At 50.7% G+C, this 19,203-nt stretch carries 18 protein-coding genes; 16 read left to right on the top strand and 2 right to left on the bottom strand.

Features of this window, described 5'->3' with window-relative positions; translation table 11 throughout:
- The first annotated feature begins 40 nt into the window (after positions 1-40).
- The 15 genes from LQ777_RS03815 (at position 41) to LQ777_RS03745 (ending at position 15,043) form a co-directional block, all read left to right on the top strand.
- Positions 41-1,276, top strand: a complete 1,236-nt coding sequence (locus tag LQ777_RS03815; protein WP_232561197.1) for a M16 family metallopeptidase — start codon at positions 41-43, stop codon at positions 1,274-1,276.
- Positions 1,277-1,297: 21 nt separating this feature from the next.
- Positions 1,298-1,606 (top strand): nucleotidyltransferase domain-containing protein, encoded by a 309-nt coding sequence (locus LQ777_RS03810; RefSeq protein WP_232561196.1) that lies wholly within the window; start codon positions 1,298-1,300, stop codon positions 1,604-1,606.
- Positions 1,603-1,992, top strand: a complete 390-nt coding sequence (locus LQ777_RS03805) for a HEPN domain-containing protein (protein ID WP_232561195.1) — start codon at positions 1,603-1,605, stop codon at positions 1,990-1,992. Before LQ777_RS03810 ends, LQ777_RS03805 begins: the two co-directional genes overlap by 4 nt.
- Complete coding sequence (gene ispF, locus LQ777_RS03800; protein WP_232561194.1) at positions 1,989-2,468, top strand: 2-C-methyl-D-erythritol 2,4-cyclodiphosphate synthase; 480 nt, start codon at positions 1,989-1,991, stop codon at positions 2,466-2,468. The genes LQ777_RS03805 and ispF overlap by 4 nt, the downstream gene beginning before the upstream one ends.
- Positions 2,469-2,488: 20 nt before the next feature.
- Positions 2,489-3,607 (top strand): amidohydrolase family protein, encoded by a 1,119-nt coding sequence (locus LQ777_RS03795; RefSeq protein ID WP_232561193.1) that lies wholly within the window; start codon positions 2,489-2,491, stop codon positions 3,605-3,607.
- Positions 3,608-3,731: 124 nt separating this feature from the next.
- The gene (locus LQ777_RS03790) at positions 3,732-4,865 is read left to right on the top strand and encodes a mandelate racemase/muconate lactonizing enzyme family protein (RefSeq protein ID WP_232561192.1); all 1,134 of its coding nucleotides are present in this window, start codon (positions 3,732-3,734) and stop codon (positions 4,863-4,865) included.
- Complete coding sequence (locus tag LQ777_RS03785; RefSeq protein ID WP_232561191.1) at positions 4,866-5,426, top strand: GNAT family N-acetyltransferase; 561 nt, start codon at positions 4,866-4,868, stop codon at positions 5,424-5,426.
- 190 nt (positions 5,427-5,616) lie between these two features.
- On the top strand, positions 5,617-6,900 hold the full coding sequence (locus LQ777_RS03780; protein WP_232561190.1) for a serine hydrolase domain-containing protein: 1,284 nt from the start codon (positions 5,617-5,619) through the stop codon (positions 6,898-6,900).
- A 342-nt stretch (positions 6,901-7,242) separates the two neighbouring features.
- The gene (gene rhaT, locus LQ777_RS03775) at positions 7,243-8,277 is read left to right on the top strand and encodes an L-rhamnose/proton symporter RhaT (RefSeq protein WP_232561189.1); all 1,035 of its coding nucleotides are present in this window, start codon (positions 7,243-7,245) and stop codon (positions 8,275-8,277) included.
- Between the two features lie 265 nt (positions 8,278-8,542).
- Entirely contained in the window at positions 8,543-9,283 is a 741-nt protein-coding gene (locus tag LQ777_RS03770; protein WP_232561188.1) for a (Fe-S)-binding protein, read from the top strand.
- 11 nt (positions 9,284-9,294) lie between these two features.
- A complete protein-coding gene (locus tag LQ777_RS03765) occupies positions 9,295-10,683 on the top strand; it encodes a lactate utilization protein B (protein ID WP_232561187.1) in 1,389 nt (462 codons plus the stop codon).
- The gene (locus LQ777_RS03760; RefSeq protein WP_232561186.1) at positions 10,676-11,266 is read left to right on the top strand and encodes a LutC/YkgG family protein; all 591 of its coding nucleotides are present in this window, start codon (positions 10,676-10,678) and stop codon (positions 11,264-11,266) included. Before LQ777_RS03765 ends, LQ777_RS03760 begins: the two co-directional genes overlap by 8 nt.
- Before the next feature lie 54 nt (positions 11,267-11,320).
- The gene (locus tag LQ777_RS03755; RefSeq protein ID WP_232561185.1) at positions 11,321-12,898 is read left to right on the top strand and encodes a serine hydrolase domain-containing protein; all 1,578 of its coding nucleotides are present in this window, start codon (positions 11,321-11,323) and stop codon (positions 12,896-12,898) included.
- A gap of 280 nt (positions 12,899-13,178) precedes the next feature.
- Positions 13,179-14,225, top strand: coding sequence for an aminopeptidase (locus tag LQ777_RS03750; RefSeq protein WP_232561184.1), 1,047 nt, complete (start codon positions 13,179-13,181; stop codon positions 14,223-14,225).
- 29 nt (positions 14,226-14,254) lie between these two features.
- The gene (locus LQ777_RS03745; RefSeq protein WP_232561183.1) at positions 14,255-15,043 is read left to right on the top strand and encodes a DUF3108 domain-containing protein; all 789 of its coding nucleotides are present in this window, start codon (positions 14,255-14,257) and stop codon (positions 15,041-15,043) included.
- 17 nt (positions 15,044-15,060) lie between these two features.
- Here LQ777_RS03745 and LQ777_RS03740 read toward each other — a convergent pair whose 3' ends face one another.
- Both LQ777_RS03740 and dnaA read right to left on the bottom strand, forming a co-directional pair.
- Complete coding sequence (locus LQ777_RS03740; RefSeq protein ID WP_232561182.1) at positions 15,061-16,071, bottom strand: GNAT family N-acetyltransferase; 1,011 nt, start codon at positions 16,069-16,071, stop codon at positions 15,061-15,063.
- 32 nt (positions 16,072-16,103) lie between these two features.
- Positions 16,104-17,513 carry a chromosomal replication initiator protein DnaA gene (gene dnaA, locus LQ777_RS03735; protein ID WP_232562791.1) on the bottom strand — a complete coding sequence of 470 codons (1,410 nt, stop codon included), beginning with the start codon at positions 17,511-17,513 and terminating at the stop codon, positions 16,104-16,106.
- A 301-nt stretch (positions 17,514-17,814) separates the two neighbouring features.
- Here dnaA and LQ777_RS03730 point away from each other — a divergent pair, with 301 nt between their 5' ends.
- Complete coding sequence (locus LQ777_RS03730) at positions 17,815-19,194, top strand: methylmalonyl-CoA mutase family protein (RefSeq protein WP_232561181.1); 1,380 nt, start codon at positions 17,815-17,817, stop codon at positions 19,192-19,194.
- Positions 19,195-19,203: the final 9 nt, after the last annotated feature.

Below are 19,203 nucleotides of genomic sequence, written 5' to 3'. Positions count from 1 at the left end.
GCGTGTTGTCAAGTAACGGTTACACGCAAAAGTTTTATCCATGATTCACTACGAACAATTTGTGCTGGACAATGGCCTACGGGTGTTTGTTCACGAAGACGAATCGACGCCGATTGCGGCTGTTAATATTCTTTATAATGTTGGCTCCCGCGATGAAGATCCATCCCGCACGGGGTTTGCTCACTTGTTCGAACACCTGATGTTCGGTGGATCGCGGCACATACCGAGCTACGACGAACCGTTGCAGAAGGTAGGCGGTGAGAATAACGCGTTTACCAGCCCCGATATTACCAATTACTACATCACCCTCCCGGCGGCTAATCTGGAAACAGCTTTCTGGCTCGAATCGGACCGAATGCTGAGCCTTTCTTTCGATCCACAAGTGCTTGATGTACAGCAGAAAGTGGTCATCGAAGAATTTAAGCAGCGGTATCTAAACCAGCCCTACGGTGATGTCTGGCTCAAGCTGCGTCCGCTCGCGTACAAAGAACATCCTTACCGCTGGGCAACGATTGGCAAAGACATCAGTCACATTGAAAACGCCACGCTGGACGACGTTAAAGCCTTTTTCTTCAAGTATTACCTGCCCAACAATGCCATTCTGGTTGTAGCGGGCAATGTAACGGTTGAACAGGTCAAACAGCTTTGTGCCAAGTGGTTCGAACCCATTCCGGCGGGGGAGCAATACATTCGCCAACTGCCCGCCGAACCCATTCAGACCGAGGCCCGGAAACTGGAAGCTTCGGCGAAAGTTCCGTTGAATGGACTTTACAAAGCGTATCACATGCCCGGTCGTTTCGATACCAATTTTTACGCCACCGATTTGCTGAGCGATATGCTGGGCCGGAGTAAATCCTCGCGTTTGTATCAGAAACTACTGCGCGACAACCCATTATTTAGTAACATTGGTGCGTACATCACCTCATCGATTGACCCCGGTTTACTAGTTATTCAAGGAACCCTGAACCAAGGAGTCGCCCTTGAAGAAGCGGATGCTGCCGTTGAAAGTATCGTTCAGGAGTTTATTGATCAGGCCGTATCCGAAGAGGAACTGGCGAAGGTAAAAAACCAGGCCGAAGCGACGCTTGCGTTCTCGGAGGTGGAACTGCTCAACCGGGCAATGAATCTGGCCTATGCGGCCAATGCCGGAAACCCGGACCTAATCAATCAGGAGGCCGACCACATACAGGTTGCCACACCCGACTCCATTCAGGCCGCAGCGCGTAATGTGCTGCGCAAAGACAACGCTTCGACACTGTACTACCGGGCGGCTTAACCACCCTTATCGGACTCGGCTATGGAAACGACTTATCAACCGAAAGCCCTTACGCCCGACGCACTGCACGCTTTGTCGCAGGAAGTCAAACAAGCGCTCACGGAACTGTACGGCGACCGCCTGAACCGGGTGATCCTGTACGGCTCCTACGCGCGGGGCGACTTCCATGCCGAGTCCGACGTCGACTATCTGGTCGTTTTGAACGATCCGGAGGTGAAAGCGGGCCAAGAAGTCAGGTTGATGTCGCAAGTTAGTGGTCCTTTATCGTTGAAATATGACGTTGATATATCCGTCTTTCCCCCCTCGCTGGGGGCACACTTCCTTTTATGAAGCCGTTCAAAAAGATGGTATCTGCCCATGAAGATTTGGGAGAAGCACAAACTCTCTTGTCAGCAAACTATCCTGATGGTACCTGCAATAGAGCTTACTATTCATTGTTTCATACTATTTTGGCCCTGCTGCACTTCACCAATCATCCCATACCCAAGACACATACGGGTGCGCACACCGAATTTCGTAGGCAATTCATAAAGACAGGCTTGTTTGCGGAGTCGATAAGTGTGGCGATTTCAGAGTTGTTTAATTTACGGCAAGGTGGTGATTACGAAATCGATTTTGAGATCACGCTTGATGATGCTCAATCAGCCGTTCACCAAGCTGCTGACTTTTTGCTTCGAACCGAAGCGTATTTACGAGAAAACGGCTTTCCCTTATGAAAATACGAGTAGGTCAAGGTTATGACGTTCACCGCCTGGAAGAAGGACGTCCGTTCTGGCTAGGGGGCATTCAGATTCCAAGCACATTTGGTCCCGTAGGCCATTCCGACGCTGATGTGGTTTGCCACGTGCTGTGCGATGCACTATTGGGCGCGGCAAACATGCGCAACATCGGCTACCATTTTTCCGACAAAGACCCGCGCTGGAAAGGAGTGGATAGTAAACTGCTGCTGGCCGAGGTACTTCGCATGGTGCGCGGTGCGGGTTACGAGATTTCGAACGTCGATGTGACGGTTGTTTTGCAGGAACCGAAACTCAATCCGCACATCCCGGCCATGAAAACCTGTCTGTCCGATGTAATGGCTATTCCCGAGGACGATATTTCGATTAAAGCCACCACATCCGAGCATATCGGCTTTGTCGGGCGCGGTGAAGGTATTGCGGCTCATTGTGTGGCGCTTATCTTTAAGGCTTAGTTCGTAAACGCAACCTGTCTATGAAAAAACTGCTTTACCTTCCGGCGCTCCTGCTGATGGGAATCGTTGCCTTTGGTCAGTCAAAACCAGCCGAACCGCTTGGCTTTGAAGAATACGATCCCGTTTCGACCCTGAAAGTGGCGGAGCACAAAATCACCCGCTCGAAGTACCCGTTCATTGATGTTCATAACCACCAGTGGAACATGGACAACGCGAACTTACGTCCCCTCCTGGCCCAGATGGACAGTCTGAACATGGGAATCATGGTGAACCTGAGCGGACGCGGTTTCGGCAACGTAGAACAGGGAACCAAGTTTTTCGATAACGCCTTAGCGAACACCGCCAAAACCAATCCCAAACGGTTGGTGCTGTTTACGAATCTTAACTTCGACGATATCGGTAAAAAAGGCTGGACGGAAGACGCCGTGACGATGCTGGAAGCAGACGTTAAGAAAGGAGCCCGTGGGCTGAAAATCTACAAAAACCTCGGTATCAATAACAAAGACGAATCGGGCCAGCGCGTTCGCGTGGACGATTCGCGTCTGGACGCGATTTGGGACAAATGCGGTGAATTAGGCATTCCGGTACTGATTCATACTGCCGACCCTAAATCGTTCTGGGACCCGATGGACCGGTACAACGAACGCTGGCTTGAGCTGAAACTCCACGGTGGCCGCAAACGCTCACCGAACGATCCTGTCCCCTGGGAACAACTCATTGCCGAGCAGCATAATGTGTTTCGGAAGCATCCCAAAACAACGTTCATTGCGGCTCACATGGGCTGGTTTCCGAACGACCTGGACAAGCTGGACAGTTTGATGAAGGTTTTTCCAAACATGAACGTTGAGATTGGCGCTGTTATCGCGGAGCTAGGTCGCCAACCCCGCGCAGCCCGCAAGTTTTTCGAGAAATATCAAGACCGGATTCTATTTGGCAAAGACAGTTGGGTGCCTTCCGAATATGCGACTTACTTCCGCGTTCTCGAAACCGACGACGAGTATTTTCCTTATCACAAAAAATACCACGCGTTCTGGCGCATGTACGGCATGGGACTTCCCGATGAGGTGTTGAAAAAGGTATACTATAAAAACGCCCTGCGCCTTATTCCCGGACTCGATAAGAGTCAGTTTCCAAAGTAAGTTCTGGTTTGAACACAGAGAAACGGAGGATACACAGCGGTCACTGAGGTTTTCCTTCGTGTCATCAGACCGTTTCTCTGTTTTCTCCGTGAAACCTCTGTTTCTCTGTGTTTAACTCCCTGCCATGAAAATCACGCAGATACGTATCTATCCGTTCAACATTCCGCTCAAAGTACCCATCACCATTTCTCTCGGCACGATTGAACACGCCCGGAACATCCTGATCGAAATTCAGACCGACGAAAGCATTACGGGTTGGGGCGAAGGGTCGCCGTTCTGGATGATCGTCGGGGAAACGCAGGCATCGGGTCTGGCGGCTGCTGAGGACATGGCCCGGCTTTTGATCGGTCAAAACCCACTCGACATCGAAGGTTGTCTGACGATCCTGACGCGCTACCTACCCGGTCACCCGACGACGCGCTCGGCTTTCGATATGGCCTTGTACGATATTGCCGCTAAAGCTGCCCGGATGCCGCTTTACCAGTTCCTGGGCGGCTCCAAACGGACGCTGGTGACCGACGAAACGATTTACATCAATACGCCCGAACGGATGGTTGAGGATGCTGTACGGATCTACAAAAACGGGGCTCAAGCTATCAAAATCAAACTCGGTACGACTCTTAAAGCTGACATTGACAGATTGTATGCTATTGAAAAAGCTTTAATGGAGCTTGGCGATGATAGTCGAGATTACTATAAAGTACCTTATAGAATTGACGCAAACCAAGGCTGGGATTATGTTACGGCTTCAGCAGTCCTCTATCAAACTCGTTTTATTGACCATCAATTTCAATACTGCGAACAGCCAGTACGTAAGCAGGATTTACATCATTTAGCTAAACTTAAATCCGAGGGTAATGTCCCCATTATGGCTGACGAAAGTCTGTTCGACGCGACGGACGCGATTCGATTAGTGCGGGAAGAAGCCGTTGACTATTTCAACATCAAACTGTCAAAAAGCGGGGGTATTTTTGAAGCACTCAACATCAACGCGATTGGCGAAGCGGCTGGCATTCCCTGCATGATCGGCTGTATGTCGGAGTCGCGGCTGGCCTTAACCGCCAACGCCCACTTTGCAGCTGCCCGCCAAAACGTACGTTTCTACGACCTGGACGGCTGTTTCGAACACGCTCTTGACCCAATTTATGGAGGCATTACCTACAACGGTTACCAGATTACACTACCCGATACCCCCGGCATTGGGGCCGAAGTAGATGCTGCTTTTCTGGCTCAGTCGGAACGTAAAACCATTGCCTAGATGATTTCCATTACCACCGTCCAATCCGAAGCAGACGTACAGGGCATTCTGGCTCTGCAACAAGCAAATCTTCGTAAAAATGTTCCCGTCGAGGTACAGGCTAACCAAGGATTCGTGACCGTTGAACATGACCCGACGGTACTAACCCATATGAATCAGGCCGCACCCAGCGTCATTGCCAAAGCGGATGATACCGTCGTAGGCTACTGCCTAACCATGCTACCCGAATTCGGCGCTGACGTTCCCGAACTGGTTCCTCTCTTTTCGTTGATTGATGCGCTCGACTACAACGGTAAGCCGGTTCGGGAGTACGCGTATTACGTGATGGGGCAGGTTTGCGTGGCCGAAGGCTATCGGGGGCAGCAGCTATTCGACCGGATGTACCAACATCACCGCGATGTGTACAGCAACCGCTACCAGCTACTCATCACCGATATCTCGGCTAATAATAGCCGGTCCCTACGCGCCCACGCCCGTGTTGGTTTCGAACCACTGCACGAGTTCCACGATCCAGCTATCGGTGAAACCTGGGTGGTTGTTCTGTGGGACTGGCAAAAGTAAAAAGTACCCAATTTTTGATTTATAGCTTTGTCGTTCGTAAGTATGAGTAAAGATTCTTTTGTCATCCCGACGCGGGAGGGATCTTCGGAAGTTGCCCCAGAGATCCCTCCTGCGTCGGGATGACAAAAACATGCCCCACGCTTACTTGATATAACTTGTAATTTCCGTTATGTAAACTCCACCCTTATCCATGCGCTTCCTTGTACTCCTCCTACTAGTTACGTCCTCACTATTTGCCCAATCGGTACCCCAAACCTTTTCGACCGCAAAGTCACCTGCCGATGCTGGCTTTTCGGCGGACCGGCTCAAACGGCTCGATAGCTGGCTGCAAGGCTTGATCGACCAGGATATTGCTCCGAACGCCGTAACCTTCGTGGCGCACCGGGGTAAAATCGTCCACTACAAAGCGTTCGGGTACAACAATCTGGAAAAGAAAACGCCGTTGAAGCGCGACGACATGTACCGGATTGCGTCCCAGTCGAAAGCCATCACGACGACAACCTTAATGACCTTGTTCGAGGAAGAGAAGTTTTTGCTGGACGATCCCATCTCGAAATACATTCCGGCATTCAAAAATCCGAAAGTGCTGGTCAAGTACGACAAAAAAGATCCGGTGGGCGGTAGTTACGATACACGGCCTGCCAAGAGCGAAATCACCATCCGCCAGTTGCTAAGCCATAACTCCGGCATTCCGTACGAGCACCCGCTTGACCAGCGACCCGAATTCAAGGTCCCTTTTTTCAACTCGACGGCTCCCGACAAGCTCGAAGACGTGATCAACAAGCTAGCCAAACGTCCGTTATTGCGCGACCCCGGCACGGACTCAACCGGCGCGGGCTTTACCTACGGCCTGAACACCGACATTATTGGGCGGCTGGTTGAGATTTTGTCGGGTAAACCGCTTGACGTTGCCATGCGCGAACGCGTGCTGGACCCACTCGGCATGAACGATACGTATTTTTATCTACCCAGCAACAAAGCCAGCCGTCTGGTCGAACTGTACAGCAAAGCGAGTCTGGATAAACCCTTAACCCTGCACACCAACGAAGCCTACCGACACTCGGCAACGACGGGCGCAAAGACGTATTTTTCGGGGGGTGCGGGTTTGATTAGTACGGTCGAAGATTACGCGAAACTTTGTCAGATGCTGCTCAACGGTGGCACATTCAATAACAAACGGATTCTTGGGCGTAAAACCATTGAACTGATGACGCGCAATCAGATTGGCGCGGCTGAAGTCTGGGACCGGAACGACAAATTTGGTTTAGGTTTTCAGCTCATTACCGACAACTCCCACTACGGCGATCAGGCGACGCCGGGTTCGTTTACATGGGGCGGCATGTATTGTTCCGAGTTCACCATCGATCCGAAAGAAGAACTCATTCTTTTGATTTTCACGAACGTTCAGCCGTACGCGTACTACAGTGATTTTGTAAAGAAATTCCGTATTGCGGTTTATCAGGCGTTGGAATAAATGCCTGATTTGTCTCTTAGTGAATTGATGGGTAAAGCAGTTCAGGAATCGAAACGCACGGCTACGTAGCCCCACAACGACGACCATCAAATCCGAAAAAGCTATTGGTACCGAGCGTATCGATAGCTTTTGTTTTTTAGTACCCCAAAAGCAAATCCACTGTTGCGCAATCCGATGAGTAGGCTTCCACGTTGCGATTCTTATCTGACCGATTGACGAAGCGTACTGACTTTCCAGGCGCAGGAGAGAGCAGGAAAGTTCTGTCATCGTTGACCCTCATCTTTACAAATCACGGTCGGCCTGTCAAGAGGTCACTAATTGTAGTTCCTAAACCATTACTCTATGAATGCCATTTTGGGAGTTTTCTATCATGCTGTCGGCGGGTTTGCTTCCGGCAGTTTTTATTTGCCCTTCCGTAACGTAAAGCAGTGGTCGTGGGAAAGTGCCTGGATCGTGGGCGGGTTTGCGTCGTGGATCATTGTCCCCTGGGTTATGGGCGGCCTGACGGTCAACGGTCTGGTCCCAAGCATCACATCCGCCGACAGTTCGACCCTTTTCTGGACATTTTTCTTTGGCGTCCTGTGGGGCATTGGCGGCTTAACCTTCGGTTTGACCATGCGCTACCTGGGTATTTCGCTGGGTATGGCCGTAGCCCTCGGCTTTTGCTCGGCGTTCGGAACGCTGATTCCACCCATCTGGGAAGGAAAATTCGACATGCTGCTCCACACCCGAACGGGACATTTCACGCTGGGCGGAGTGGCCTTATGCCTGGCTGGAATTGCGGTTTGTGGCTGGGCGGGCATGTTGAAAGAAGGCGAGCTTAATCCTGAACAGCAGAAAGCAACCGTTGCCGAGTTTGACCTGCGCAAAGGCATCATCATCGCTACAATTTCGGGTATTTTGAGTGCCTGCTTTGCTTTCGCCCTCGCTGCCGGACGCCCAATAGCGCAAATGGCGGTTACGAACGGTACTGATCCGCTTTGGCAAAACAACGCGATTTATCCGGTACTGATGTTCGGCGGCTTTCTTACCAATTTTATCTGGTGCATGATTCTGAATCGTAGAAACCGTTCCTTTGGCGACTATACAGACAGCCAGACGCCGTTGCTTCGTAATTACACCTGGGCACTGCTGGCTGGCACAACCTGGTATTTCCAGTTCTTTTTCTACGGCATGGGTGACAATTACTTACCCGATGGTATCCGGTTCGCGGGCTGGACGATGCACATGGCGTTCATCATCACGTTTAGTACCCTGTGGGGTCTGGTGCTCTGGGAGTGGCGCGGAGCCAGTCGGCGAACGTATGGCGTAGTATTCGCGGGCTTATTTCTAATCGTACTGTCTACCGTATTGATTGGTATGGGAACGGCGTCCTGAGTGTTTTTTTTTGACAGGATTAACAAGATTGACAGGATTTTTCTATTCTTCTTTTTACCATCCTGTTAATCCTGTCGAAAACACCGACCTATAACAGCTAACTAAATTGACAGGCTATCAAAAAAGCACGAGTAAAATCATGATAATCCTGTCAATCCTGTCTAGTAACCAATCTATAGAGGCTAATTAATTCTGCTAATCCTGTCGAAAAAAGACCGAACTCTAAACAGCCTTCGTTATTTTCGTAGGTGATTTTGTGTTAAAGATGAACGTAGGCTTATTTATTCCCTGTTACGTCGATCAGTTTTATCCGCAGGTCGGTATTGCCACCTTACGATTACTTGAATCCCTCGGCGTTCGGGTGGTGTTTCCAATGGAGCAGACTTGCTGTGGGCAACCAATGGCAAACTCTGGTTTTCAGCGTCTTTCGGCAGGTTGCGACAAGAATTTTATCCGCAATTTTGCTAACTGCGATGTGGTCGTTGGGCCTTCGGGTAGCTGCGTCCTGCACTTAAAAGAGCACCTGCATTCCGACGACCAGCCCGAAGAAGCCGCGCGACTGCGTAACAACGTCTACGAACTCTGCGAATTTCTGACCGACGTATTGAAAGTCGAACAGCTTCCTAAAGCCCGCTTTCCGTACCGGGTTGGTTTACACACCAGTTGTCACGGCCAGCGCGGTTTGCGGCTTTCGTCCATGTCGGAACGGATGGAACCTAAATTCTCGAAACCCGAGCAGCTCCTGCGGCTGGTTGACGGGCTTGATCTCATTCAGCTGAGCCACCCCGATGAATGCTGCGGTTTTGGTGGTACATTTTGCGTGTTCGAAGAAGCCCTGTCGTCAAAAATGGGTAAGGATCGCGTGTACGACCATGTCCAGCACGGGGCGGAAGTGATTACGGGGGGCGACATGTCATGCCTGATGCAATTGGAAGGCGTATTACATCGTCAGAAAAGTTCGGTACGCGTCATGCACATCGCCGAAATTCTGACGGCTGGCAACTAAACAACAAACGAATGGATACTGCTTCTCCCAGACACGCCAAAGCCGCCGAGGCTTTCCTGCGCGATGAGGAAAACGCCGATTGGCATAACGAAACCCTTTGGTTTGTCCGTAGTAAGCGCGACCGGGCGGCCCAATCGCTGCCGGAGTGGGAAGATTTGCGCGAGCAGGCTTCCCAGATCAAGCTGCACTCCCTCTCAAAGCTGGACGATTACCTCATTCAGCTTGAAGAAAACGCCCGGCAGAACGGCGTCATTGTCCATTGGGCGGCTAACGCCGATGAACATAACCGGATTGTGCTCGACATCATGCGGAAGCACAAGGCGACCAAAATCGTCAAGAGTAAATCCATGCTTACCGAAGAGTGTCATCTGAATCCGTACCTGATTAAAGAAGGGATTGAGGTAATCGACACGGATTTGGGCGAGCGCATTATCCAGCTTCGCAACGAGCCGCCAAGTCATATCGTGATGCCCGCTATTCACCTCAAGAAGCGGCACATTGGTGATTTGTTCCACTTGCACCTGGGTACCGACGCCGGAGCCGACGATCCGCAGTACCTTACCGAAGCCGCCCGGATTCACCTGCGCCAGAAGTTTTTACTGGCCGATGTAGCGATTACGGGCGTTAACTTCGCCATTGCCGAAACAGGTGGCTTTGTGGTCTGTACCAACGAAGGCAACGCCGATCTGGGGGCACATCTGGCCAAGGTTCACATTGCCTGCATGGGTATCGAAAAAGTCATTCCAAAGGCCGAACATCTGGGCGTGTTTCTGCGGCTGCTGGCACGTTCCGCTACGGGTCAGGCCACGACAACCTATTCCAGTCATTTTCGCAAACCCGCGCCCGGTCAGGAAATGCACCTCGTGCTGGTCGATAACGGTCGGACGCGTCAGCTGGCCAGCCCTGATTTCCGCAACTCCCTGAAGTGCATTCGTTGCGGAGCCTGCATGAATACCTGCCCGGTCTACCGGCGTAGCGGTGGGCACAGCTACCACACGGCGGTAGCCGGACCAATTGGCTCGATTCTGGCACCGAATATCGACATGAAGGAATACGCCGATTTGCCGTTTGCCTCTACCCTTTGCGGCTCCTGCACCAACGTCTGTCCAGTCAAGATCGACATTCACCAGCAGTTGTATAAATGGCGGCAGGTACTGGGCGAAGCCGGTGCTGTTGAGCCCACGAAAAAAATAGGCATGACGGGCATGGACGTGCTGTTCAGCCATCCACGGCTGTACCGATTTGCTGGAAGGGCCGGCCGTTGGTTCATGCAGAAATTTCCCTCGCTGGCCAACAAATCGAGTTTAAACCCCTGGGCTATCCACCGCGATATGCCGAAGCCGCCCGCTCAGAGTTTCCGGGATTGGTACGCGCAACAAAACCAGAAAGACAATGGCTGAAACAACCACCCGTGATACCATTCTGGCGGCCATTCGACAGGGTAAACCCGACCTGCACCCGCTCCCCGAAACGATAGGTTTCGCGCCTACCATCACGCCCGAAAACCTCGTCGAAGCCTTCATGGCGATGGTAAAAACAAACGGCGGGCAGGCAATTCGAGTAACCTCACTGTCTGAAGCACACGCCTTTCTGGTCCAAGAGTACGACCTGACGCTACCCATACTCAGTCATGTTCCGGGGCTGGACATCAGCAACTTTACGCCAGCAGCGGAGCTTCGGCTGTTAGACGATTTGCACTTGGTTGTGCTGGAAGGCAAAGTCGGCGTTGCCGAAAATGCCGCTATCTGGCTCGACGAAGCGGCCATCGGTATTCGGGCGCTGCCGTTCATTTCATTGAACTTGTCGCTGGTACTATCCGAGAAAAACCTCGTCGGCAACATGCACGAGGCTTACCGACTCATTGACACACACACCGGCTTCGGAACGTTTATCGCGGGTCCGTCCAAAACCGCTGATATTGAACAATCGCTGGTTATCGGTGCCCACGGTTCGAAAACATTGACCGTATTTTTGTTGCCCTGAATAGGAGAATCCAGCCTGAACATGCTTTAGTCTGCACACGTATTGAAAACACTTATGCAGCTCAATCGCAGGCTTTTTCTAAAACAACTAGGTTTTGGTGCCGCCGGAATTAGCTTGTTGTCGTCACTTCCTGGCGACGTATGGGCTAAAGGCTCCTCAGCGCTTCTTCGCACCACGCCCGAGGCCCAGGGCATGTCTTCGGCGTCCTTGCTGGCGTTTGCCAATGCCGTCGAATCCCAAAAGTTGAACCTGCACAGCATGATGGTGCTGCGGCATGGTAACGTTGTCGCTGAAGGCTGGTGGGCTCCTTATGCCCCCCAGTTGAAGCACACGCTTTATTCCCTAAGCAAAAGTTTCACTTCGACCGCAGTCGGTATGGCTGTCGCCGAAAAGCGCCTGACCGTTGAGGATAAAGTAACCAAGTTTTTCCCGGACGATTTACCCGCCACGGTTAGTGATAACCTCGCGGCCATGCGGGTGAAAGATTTGCTTACCATGTCAACCGGGCACGACAAGGAGCCAGCCGTCCGTTCGGAAAAGAACTGGGCGAAGGCGTTTCTGGCTCAACCCGTAGAGCATCAGCCCGGAACGTTTTTCCTTTACAACAGCATAGCCACGTACATGCTGTCGGCTATTGTGCAGAAGCTAACCGGTCAAACCGTTCTGGCTTACCTGAAACCCCGGCTGTTCGATCCGCTCGGTATCGAAGGGGCCGACTGGGAAGTTAATCCGCAGGGTATCAATACCGGAGGCTGGGGGCTTCGCGTTAAAACCGAAGACATTGCCAAATTCGGGCAGCTTTACCTGCAAAAGGGTGTCTGGAAAGGCAAACAGCTATTGCCAGCCAACTGGATCGACGATGCCACCAAGTTCGAAATCCAATCGAAAGGTGGGTCCCGCAAGAAAGAAGAGAATGATTGGTTGCAGGGCTACGGTTATCAGTTCTGGCGCTGTCGGCACGATGCGTACCGGGGCGATGGGGCCTTTGGTCAATACTGCATTGTGATGCCCAAAGAAGACATAGTCGTGGCTATTACGAGCGAGACCAGCGATATGCAGGCTATTCTGGACAATGTCTGGGAGCATATTCTGGGTAGCGTAAAAGGGAAAACGCTACCAGCGGATGCCAAAGAGCAGGCTCAGCTAAAGCAAAAACTAACGGCTTTGGCCTTACCGATCCAGAACGTAAAATCGACCTCGCCGATCATTGCCCAAATTGACAATAAGCCGTTTAGCATCGCCGATAACTCGCTGCATGTGAAGTCGGTTGCGCTCAACTTTGGCAAAGACGGTGGTATTTTTACCATGCAGGACGACAAAGGCGAACACCGCATCAACTGCGGAATGGGTCGCTGGGTCGAGAAGGAAACGGATCTGTCGGCACTGCCGCTTAAGCTAACGCCAACCCTGATTCCGGGTGAAACCAAGACCAAGATCGCGTCCAGCGGTACGTGGACTGACGACAACACGTTCGTTCTGACGGTTCGCTTCATTGAAACTGCTCATTACGAAACGATAACGTGCAATTTCGATAAGGATACGGTAAAGGTTCAATTCAAGAAAAGCCTGGCCATTCTTAATCCAGCCACGAAAGATGACCGTCCTGTACTGGAAGGCCGTTTGCTAGCCTGATTCGTCAGTCGCGTTTTTTGTAGTTACTGTGATGAGTAGTGTCGGTTTTGAGAAACAGTATTGTCCGAAATGTTGAATTTGCTCTAATCAGATGCCCTTCTAGGATGGTGTCGGTTTCTCAAAACCGACACTGATTGCTGCTGTGATGTGTCGGTTTTGAGAAACCGACACCACGACATGCGGGCGGCCCCGCCGACACCACGAGTGCGAAGCTGCTAGCGAGTACGTAGCGTTGTTAGGCAGCATCCTGTATGTTTGCAGCGGAAACACGCGCTCGCTTATGTGGAAGAAAATTGGTTTGGGGGTACTACTGCTTTTAGTTGTCTTTGGCCTATGGCAACGAGAATTAGTGAGCTACGGATGGATGCAGGCACGCGGTCAATTACGGATTCTTTGGAACACCAAACCCGTCAGCGAAGTGCTGGCTAACCCGGCCTTTCCTGACTCATTAAAACAAAAAATAGAACTTATCCAGGAAATAAAGCGTTTTGCTATCGACTCGCTTGGGTTAGACAAGTCAGGAAGCTACGAATCGTTTTACAACCAGCAAGGAAAACCGATCCTTTGGGTTATAACGGCAGCTCAACCGTATCAACTGGTGGCCCGACAATGGCATTTTCCCATACTGGGCACCTTTTCGTACAAAGGTTTTTTTGAGAAGGACCGGGCTGACACAACCGTTGCCGAGCTAAAACGAGAAGGACTTGATACGCGTATCGGGGAAGTGTCGGCCTGGTCGACATTGGGTTTTTTGAACGATCCCATTTTATCCAGCTTTCTGGATCGACCCGTTGGTAGCCTGGCGGAGTTGATTATCCACGAGTTGACACACGGAACACTGTTCATAAAAAACAGCCTTGAATACAACGAGAATTTAGCCGATTTTGTGGGTGAATACGGCGCGTTACGGTTTCTGGCCATGAAGTATGGAGTAAACTCTATTCCGTATCGTGACTATTTAGCGACAAAATCGTTTTATGAGCGGTATGACGGACATATCCTGCGGGGGACACAAACGCTCGACAGTTTATATCGAACGTTTAAACCAACAATGGCTATAGCTGTCAAAGATTCGTTGAAGTGGCAGACAATCCGGCAAATCGTAGTGTCGTCGGATACATTGACCGACGAACGAAGCAAAGACCCGGTACGTTCACTAAAAAAACGGCGGTTAGACAAACTAAACTTACCCAATAATGCGTACTTTATTGGGTACCTGACGTACAGAAAGCAACAGAACCGCTTTCGCCAGGAGTTTGATAATCAATTCGGTGGAAATTTTAAGCGTTACCTTACATATCTTAAACAAACTTATCCATCTTTATAAGTGATGCCCGTAGCGGGCGGCTGTTACATATGAAGAAGTACTTAATCGGCTTTGGTATCATCTTTGTTTTAGGGACTGGTTTTGCTAGCCTGAACGCTTACCGGCGCGTGGTCAACACGAGTTTTGGACCAGGCGAGCATCTCGAATACCGTGTCCATTATGGTTTTATCAATGCAGCGGAAGCCGTTGTCGACGTTAGCCCAACCCTGTACAAAGTCAACGAGCGGCCCTGCTACCGCGTCAATGTTGATGGTCGTACGGTTGGGGCCTTTGACCTCGTGACCCGCATCCGGGACACCTGGCGCTCGTATATTGACACTTCAGCCATCCTACCCCAGAAATTCTACACGAATCTTCAGGAAAACAATTACCGTAAGGAAGAAAACATCACCTTTAATCACGAAACGAATACGGTGAAGGCTGAGGAACGCACCGAGCGCGACATATTTAAAGTGCCCGATAACGTTCACGATCTCATCAGCGGTTATTATTTCCTGCGCACAATTGATTTTAGTAAGCTAAGCAACGGCCAAATCATTGAAGTACCAGCCTTCTACGACGATACGATCTACAACATGAAGGTTCGTTATCGGGGTAAGGACGTTGTTAAAACGAAACAAGGCAAGGTCAACGTATTGAAGCTGAACCCCGTTCTTCCGCAGAACAAGCTCTTTAAGGATGAAGAATCCATCCGCATTTTCGTATCCGACGACCTCAACAAAATACCCGTTAAGGTTGAAGTCGATCTGTGGGTCGGTTCGATGGTAATGGATTTGAAGCGCAACGGCGGCCTCAAACAACCTCTCCACTTCTACTAGTTGACGCTTAGAACCCGCTATTTTAAGAACAAACGTCGTATCCGAACCATTAGCTGTTCAACGCCTGTCAACCGGCTCCATTGGAGGGAGTAATACGGCTCGTCAACGGCCCCGAAGCTCCGATAGAAATCACGAATAGACGTCTTTTCTGGACTTTCGAAATCAAACAGATACGGCTTTGCAGCATACTCCCGGATGACCTGATCAATCAGCAGCGTCCGGGCGTTTCTTTTTCTACCCGTCGCCGATGCCGCGTTGAACAGGTAAATAATCCGATTACCCTCCCGGACAAACAACGCCCCTGCTTCAATACGTCCCTGGCATACCGCATAACGAATGATGGCAAGACCACGTTGATTCAGCGTACCGCATAAAGCGCGCAACATCGAATACGACCAGTCAGCCACGCCCCCATTTATGCTATCAGCATGATTGGCACGAAATAAGGTTAGTAGCGGTTCGACATCCGTTGACTCGGTTACCGTCCAATCCGCTTTTTGTGCCCGCCGTAGGTTTTGTGTACGATCCAGCAAATAGTTTTGTGACAACGTTTCGTAACCGACCGACAAGTCTAATACATGTGTTGTCAGCAGTCGGATTGTAGAGGTGTCATGAGTAGGCAGTACTTCCTGGAAACACAGGTTAAACCGGGAACCGTACCGAAACCGCTGTTGCACCGCCCTTAGAAAAGTCATTACGTCAATGCTTTGCATGGTAAAAACGGTCAGAAATTGACAGAAGAACGGTTGGTGTACGACCCATCCGCAGGTGACTCCGGCCAGTTTCTTCCGGCGCAGGGGCACGGGCAATACCGCCTGGTAACCGCCCCGCTTATCAGGGAGCACCAGACCCAGCCACTTCCAATCAGGCACGGGTAGAACCGCATCCAGATACCAGGTATACCCGTACACAATTCGTTGCGGAGAAGCGGTTACGCATGCATCCCAGGCTTTGTCATCAAGCGCCTGACGAGAAATAAATGTGGGTTGATTACAGGCAGTAGCTGGTAGAGCGTGGGGCTGGCTCATGCGCTTTGTACCGGCAGCAGGTAGTGATTGGACTACTTAAAAAGCGCCTTGAGCTTTTCTATCGATGCGCGAGTTTCCGTGTTTTTGGTTACCAGATCGCTGATTGTCTGAATAGCATGGATAACCGTGCTGTGATCGCGCCCACCAAAATGGTAACCGATAGACTTAAGCGACAGATCGGTTTTTTCCTTCGCCAGATACATCGCTACCTGACGCGGATAAACCAACTCACGCTTCCGACTTTTGGCTTTCAGGTCGGCCACCGTTACGGTGAAAAAATCCGCGACGATTTCCTGAACCGAGTCGATAGTGATTTCACGCTCGGAGTCTACCACGATGTTGCGAAGTGTATGCTTAGCCAGTTCCAGATCAATCTCACGTCGGTTCAGCGAGGCCTGCGCCATCAATGAGACAATCACGCCTTCCAGTTCCCGAACGTTGGTATTGACGCTATGCGCCAGATACTCAATGACTGTGTCGTCAATGTAAATACCTTCGGCCTGAAGTTTCTTCTGGATGATGGCGATGCGTGTTTCCAGATCGGGTGTCTGCAAATCCGCCGACAATCCCCACTTAAAGCGCGATAGCAACCGGTCTTCCAGTCCGTCCAATGCCCGTGGAGCGCGGTCGGAGGTCATGATGATCTGCTTACCCGACTGGTGCAGATGGTTAAAGATGTGGAAGAAAATTTCCTGCGTCTTTTCCTTTTTCTGCAAAAACTGCACGTCGTCGATTACCAGCACATCGACCTGCATGTAGAAGGCCGTAAAATCGCGGATACCGTCGGTACGGATGGCATTGAGAAACTGATTCGTAAACTTCTCCGACGTGACGTATAGGACAAACTTGTTCTGGTTATTATTTTTGATGTAGTTACCAATTGCCTGCACCAGATGGGTTTTACCCAGCCCTACCCCACCGTGAATCATCAGCGGGTTGAACGACGTAACACCCGGACGCTCGGCCACCGCGTACCCCGCCTGCCGTGCCAACCGGTTGCAGTCACCTTCCACGTAGTTATCAAACGTGTAAGTCGGATTCAGGTACGAGTCCAGGGTAAGCGAATCGAGATCTTTCAGCACAAACGGGCTCTTCAAAATGTCGGGATTGACATTGTCCGGTTTAGCGGTCTGGGGTGTCTTGGTCGTTGGTACATTTACCGTCAGCGGACGGTTTTGCTCATTACCTTTATCGACAATGATTGAGTATTCCAACTGCCCATCCCGACCGATGGCCGTATCGAGGGCTTTTCGCAACGCGTGAACGAAGTTTTCTTCGAGCCACTCGTAAAAAAACTCACTCGGCACTTGAATTGTCAGTACACTACCATTCAGACGAAGCGGAACGATGGGTTCGAACCACGTATTGAAGCTTTGTTCAGGCACGATTTCCCGAATAACGCTCAGACAGCGATTCCATACCGTCATCACTTCACGCTGCATGGTTGTCTGGGTAGTTACATTCACGGGAGTACATTACAGTTACGTTGGTATCGCAAAAAAGGGAGACAAATGTAGGGAATTATCGAACTGAAGCAACCGCGACCGTCGGCGTTTTTTTCATTTCCTGCGCCTGTTCTTATTTTTTATAAGCTAAAATTAATCGTTTCGGTCGGAAGGTCAATGACTTAAGAAAATCCCTTCAAATAATCCAAAGTGGCTATCGATTTGCAGGGGAAGAAAGCTGTTTTGCCCCCGAAAAGAGAAAATACTACTTTTACTTACGTAATTTATAAATCAGTAGATGGAGCCACTGTTAAGCGATCTATTTCCAGCAGTCGATAAATCGGCCTGGCTGACGCAGGTTCAGAAAGAGCTAAAAAGCAATCAGCCTGACGGTACGCCTTACGAATCACTGCGTTGGCACACCGACGAAGGATTTGTGGTTGACCCATACTATACCGCTGAGGATCTAAACCATTTACCACTCGCAACGATTCAGGCGGCTCAAAAGCAACTACCGGGCTGGCTTAACACACCCGCTTATCCGATTACGAACGAAAAATCAGCGAACAACACCCTGCGAAACAGCCTGGTCAACGGAGCCGATGCGCTAATCCTAGCGCTTTCTGACCAAGTCGATTTAATTCAATTACTGGATGGTATCAAGCTAAGTGAAACACCCGTCTTTTTTAAAGCTACAGACCCAAGAGCATTGCTTGATAAGCTGCGACTCATTGCTCCGTATCAATGGCAAGGCGGTTTATTAATCGATCCAATCGCGCATTGGTTACAAACTGGTACGTCGCTACGAGACAGCCTTGCCGAAATAGCCGATGTGACAAAAGCGGCTACCCATTCGCCCCAGTTCCGTACGGTTTGCGCGAGTAGTCACCTATTTCACAATGCGGGAGCAACCGCTACCCAGGAAATTGCCTTTTTACTCGCGTCGCTGGCCGATCAGTACGATTACCTCACAGACGCGGGATTACCCATCGAACAACTGATCGCCAAAACAACGCTATCGGTTTCGGTTGGTACCAGCTATTTCGTTGAAATGGCGAAACTGCGCGCTTTACGCGTGCTAATCAATCGTTTTCTGAATCATTACTCGACCATACCCATCCAGGCCCCGCTCATTCACTGCCAAACGTCTACCTTTTATGACGCAGCGGCAACGCCCTACACCAATTTACTCCGGGCGACGACGGAAGCGATGGCGGCTGTGATGGGAGGATGCGATGTGCTGACTGTTCATTCGTACGACAGTGTCCTGAATCAATCGGCGACAAATTCAAATCGGGAGTTTTCCGAGCGTATCGCCCGAAACGTATCCATTCTGTTGAGTCAGGAAAGTTATCTGAGCAAAGTAGCCGACCCTTCGGCGGGTTCCTATTACGTTGAAACACTTACGCATCAGTTAGCGGAATCGGCCTGGGCCTTATTCCTGGACGTAGAAAAACAAGGCGGATTCGAGCGGGCGTTTACGAGTGGATTTATCCCCGCCGAGATCGAGGGGGCATACCAGTCCAAACAGGAAGCCGTGCGTCGGGGCAAGGTGCTGGTCGGTGTAACCAAGTTTCGGGTTGACGAAGGAAGCATTCAGCCGGGGTCGTCCGTTCAGCTAGAGCCTAACGAAAAGCCGCTCTTGCCAAACCACCGCCTTCCCGAAGCATTTGAGTAAATCGTCGTA

This window comes from Spirosoma oryzicola, from assembly GCF_021233055.1.
In the GTDB taxonomy this organism is placed as follows: Bacteria; Bacteroidota; Bacteroidia; order Cytophagales; family Spirosomataceae; genus Spirosoma; species Spirosoma oryzicola.
Note: the sequence above shows the minus strand (reverse complement) of the source record. Positions and strands in the feature narration are given on the sequence as shown.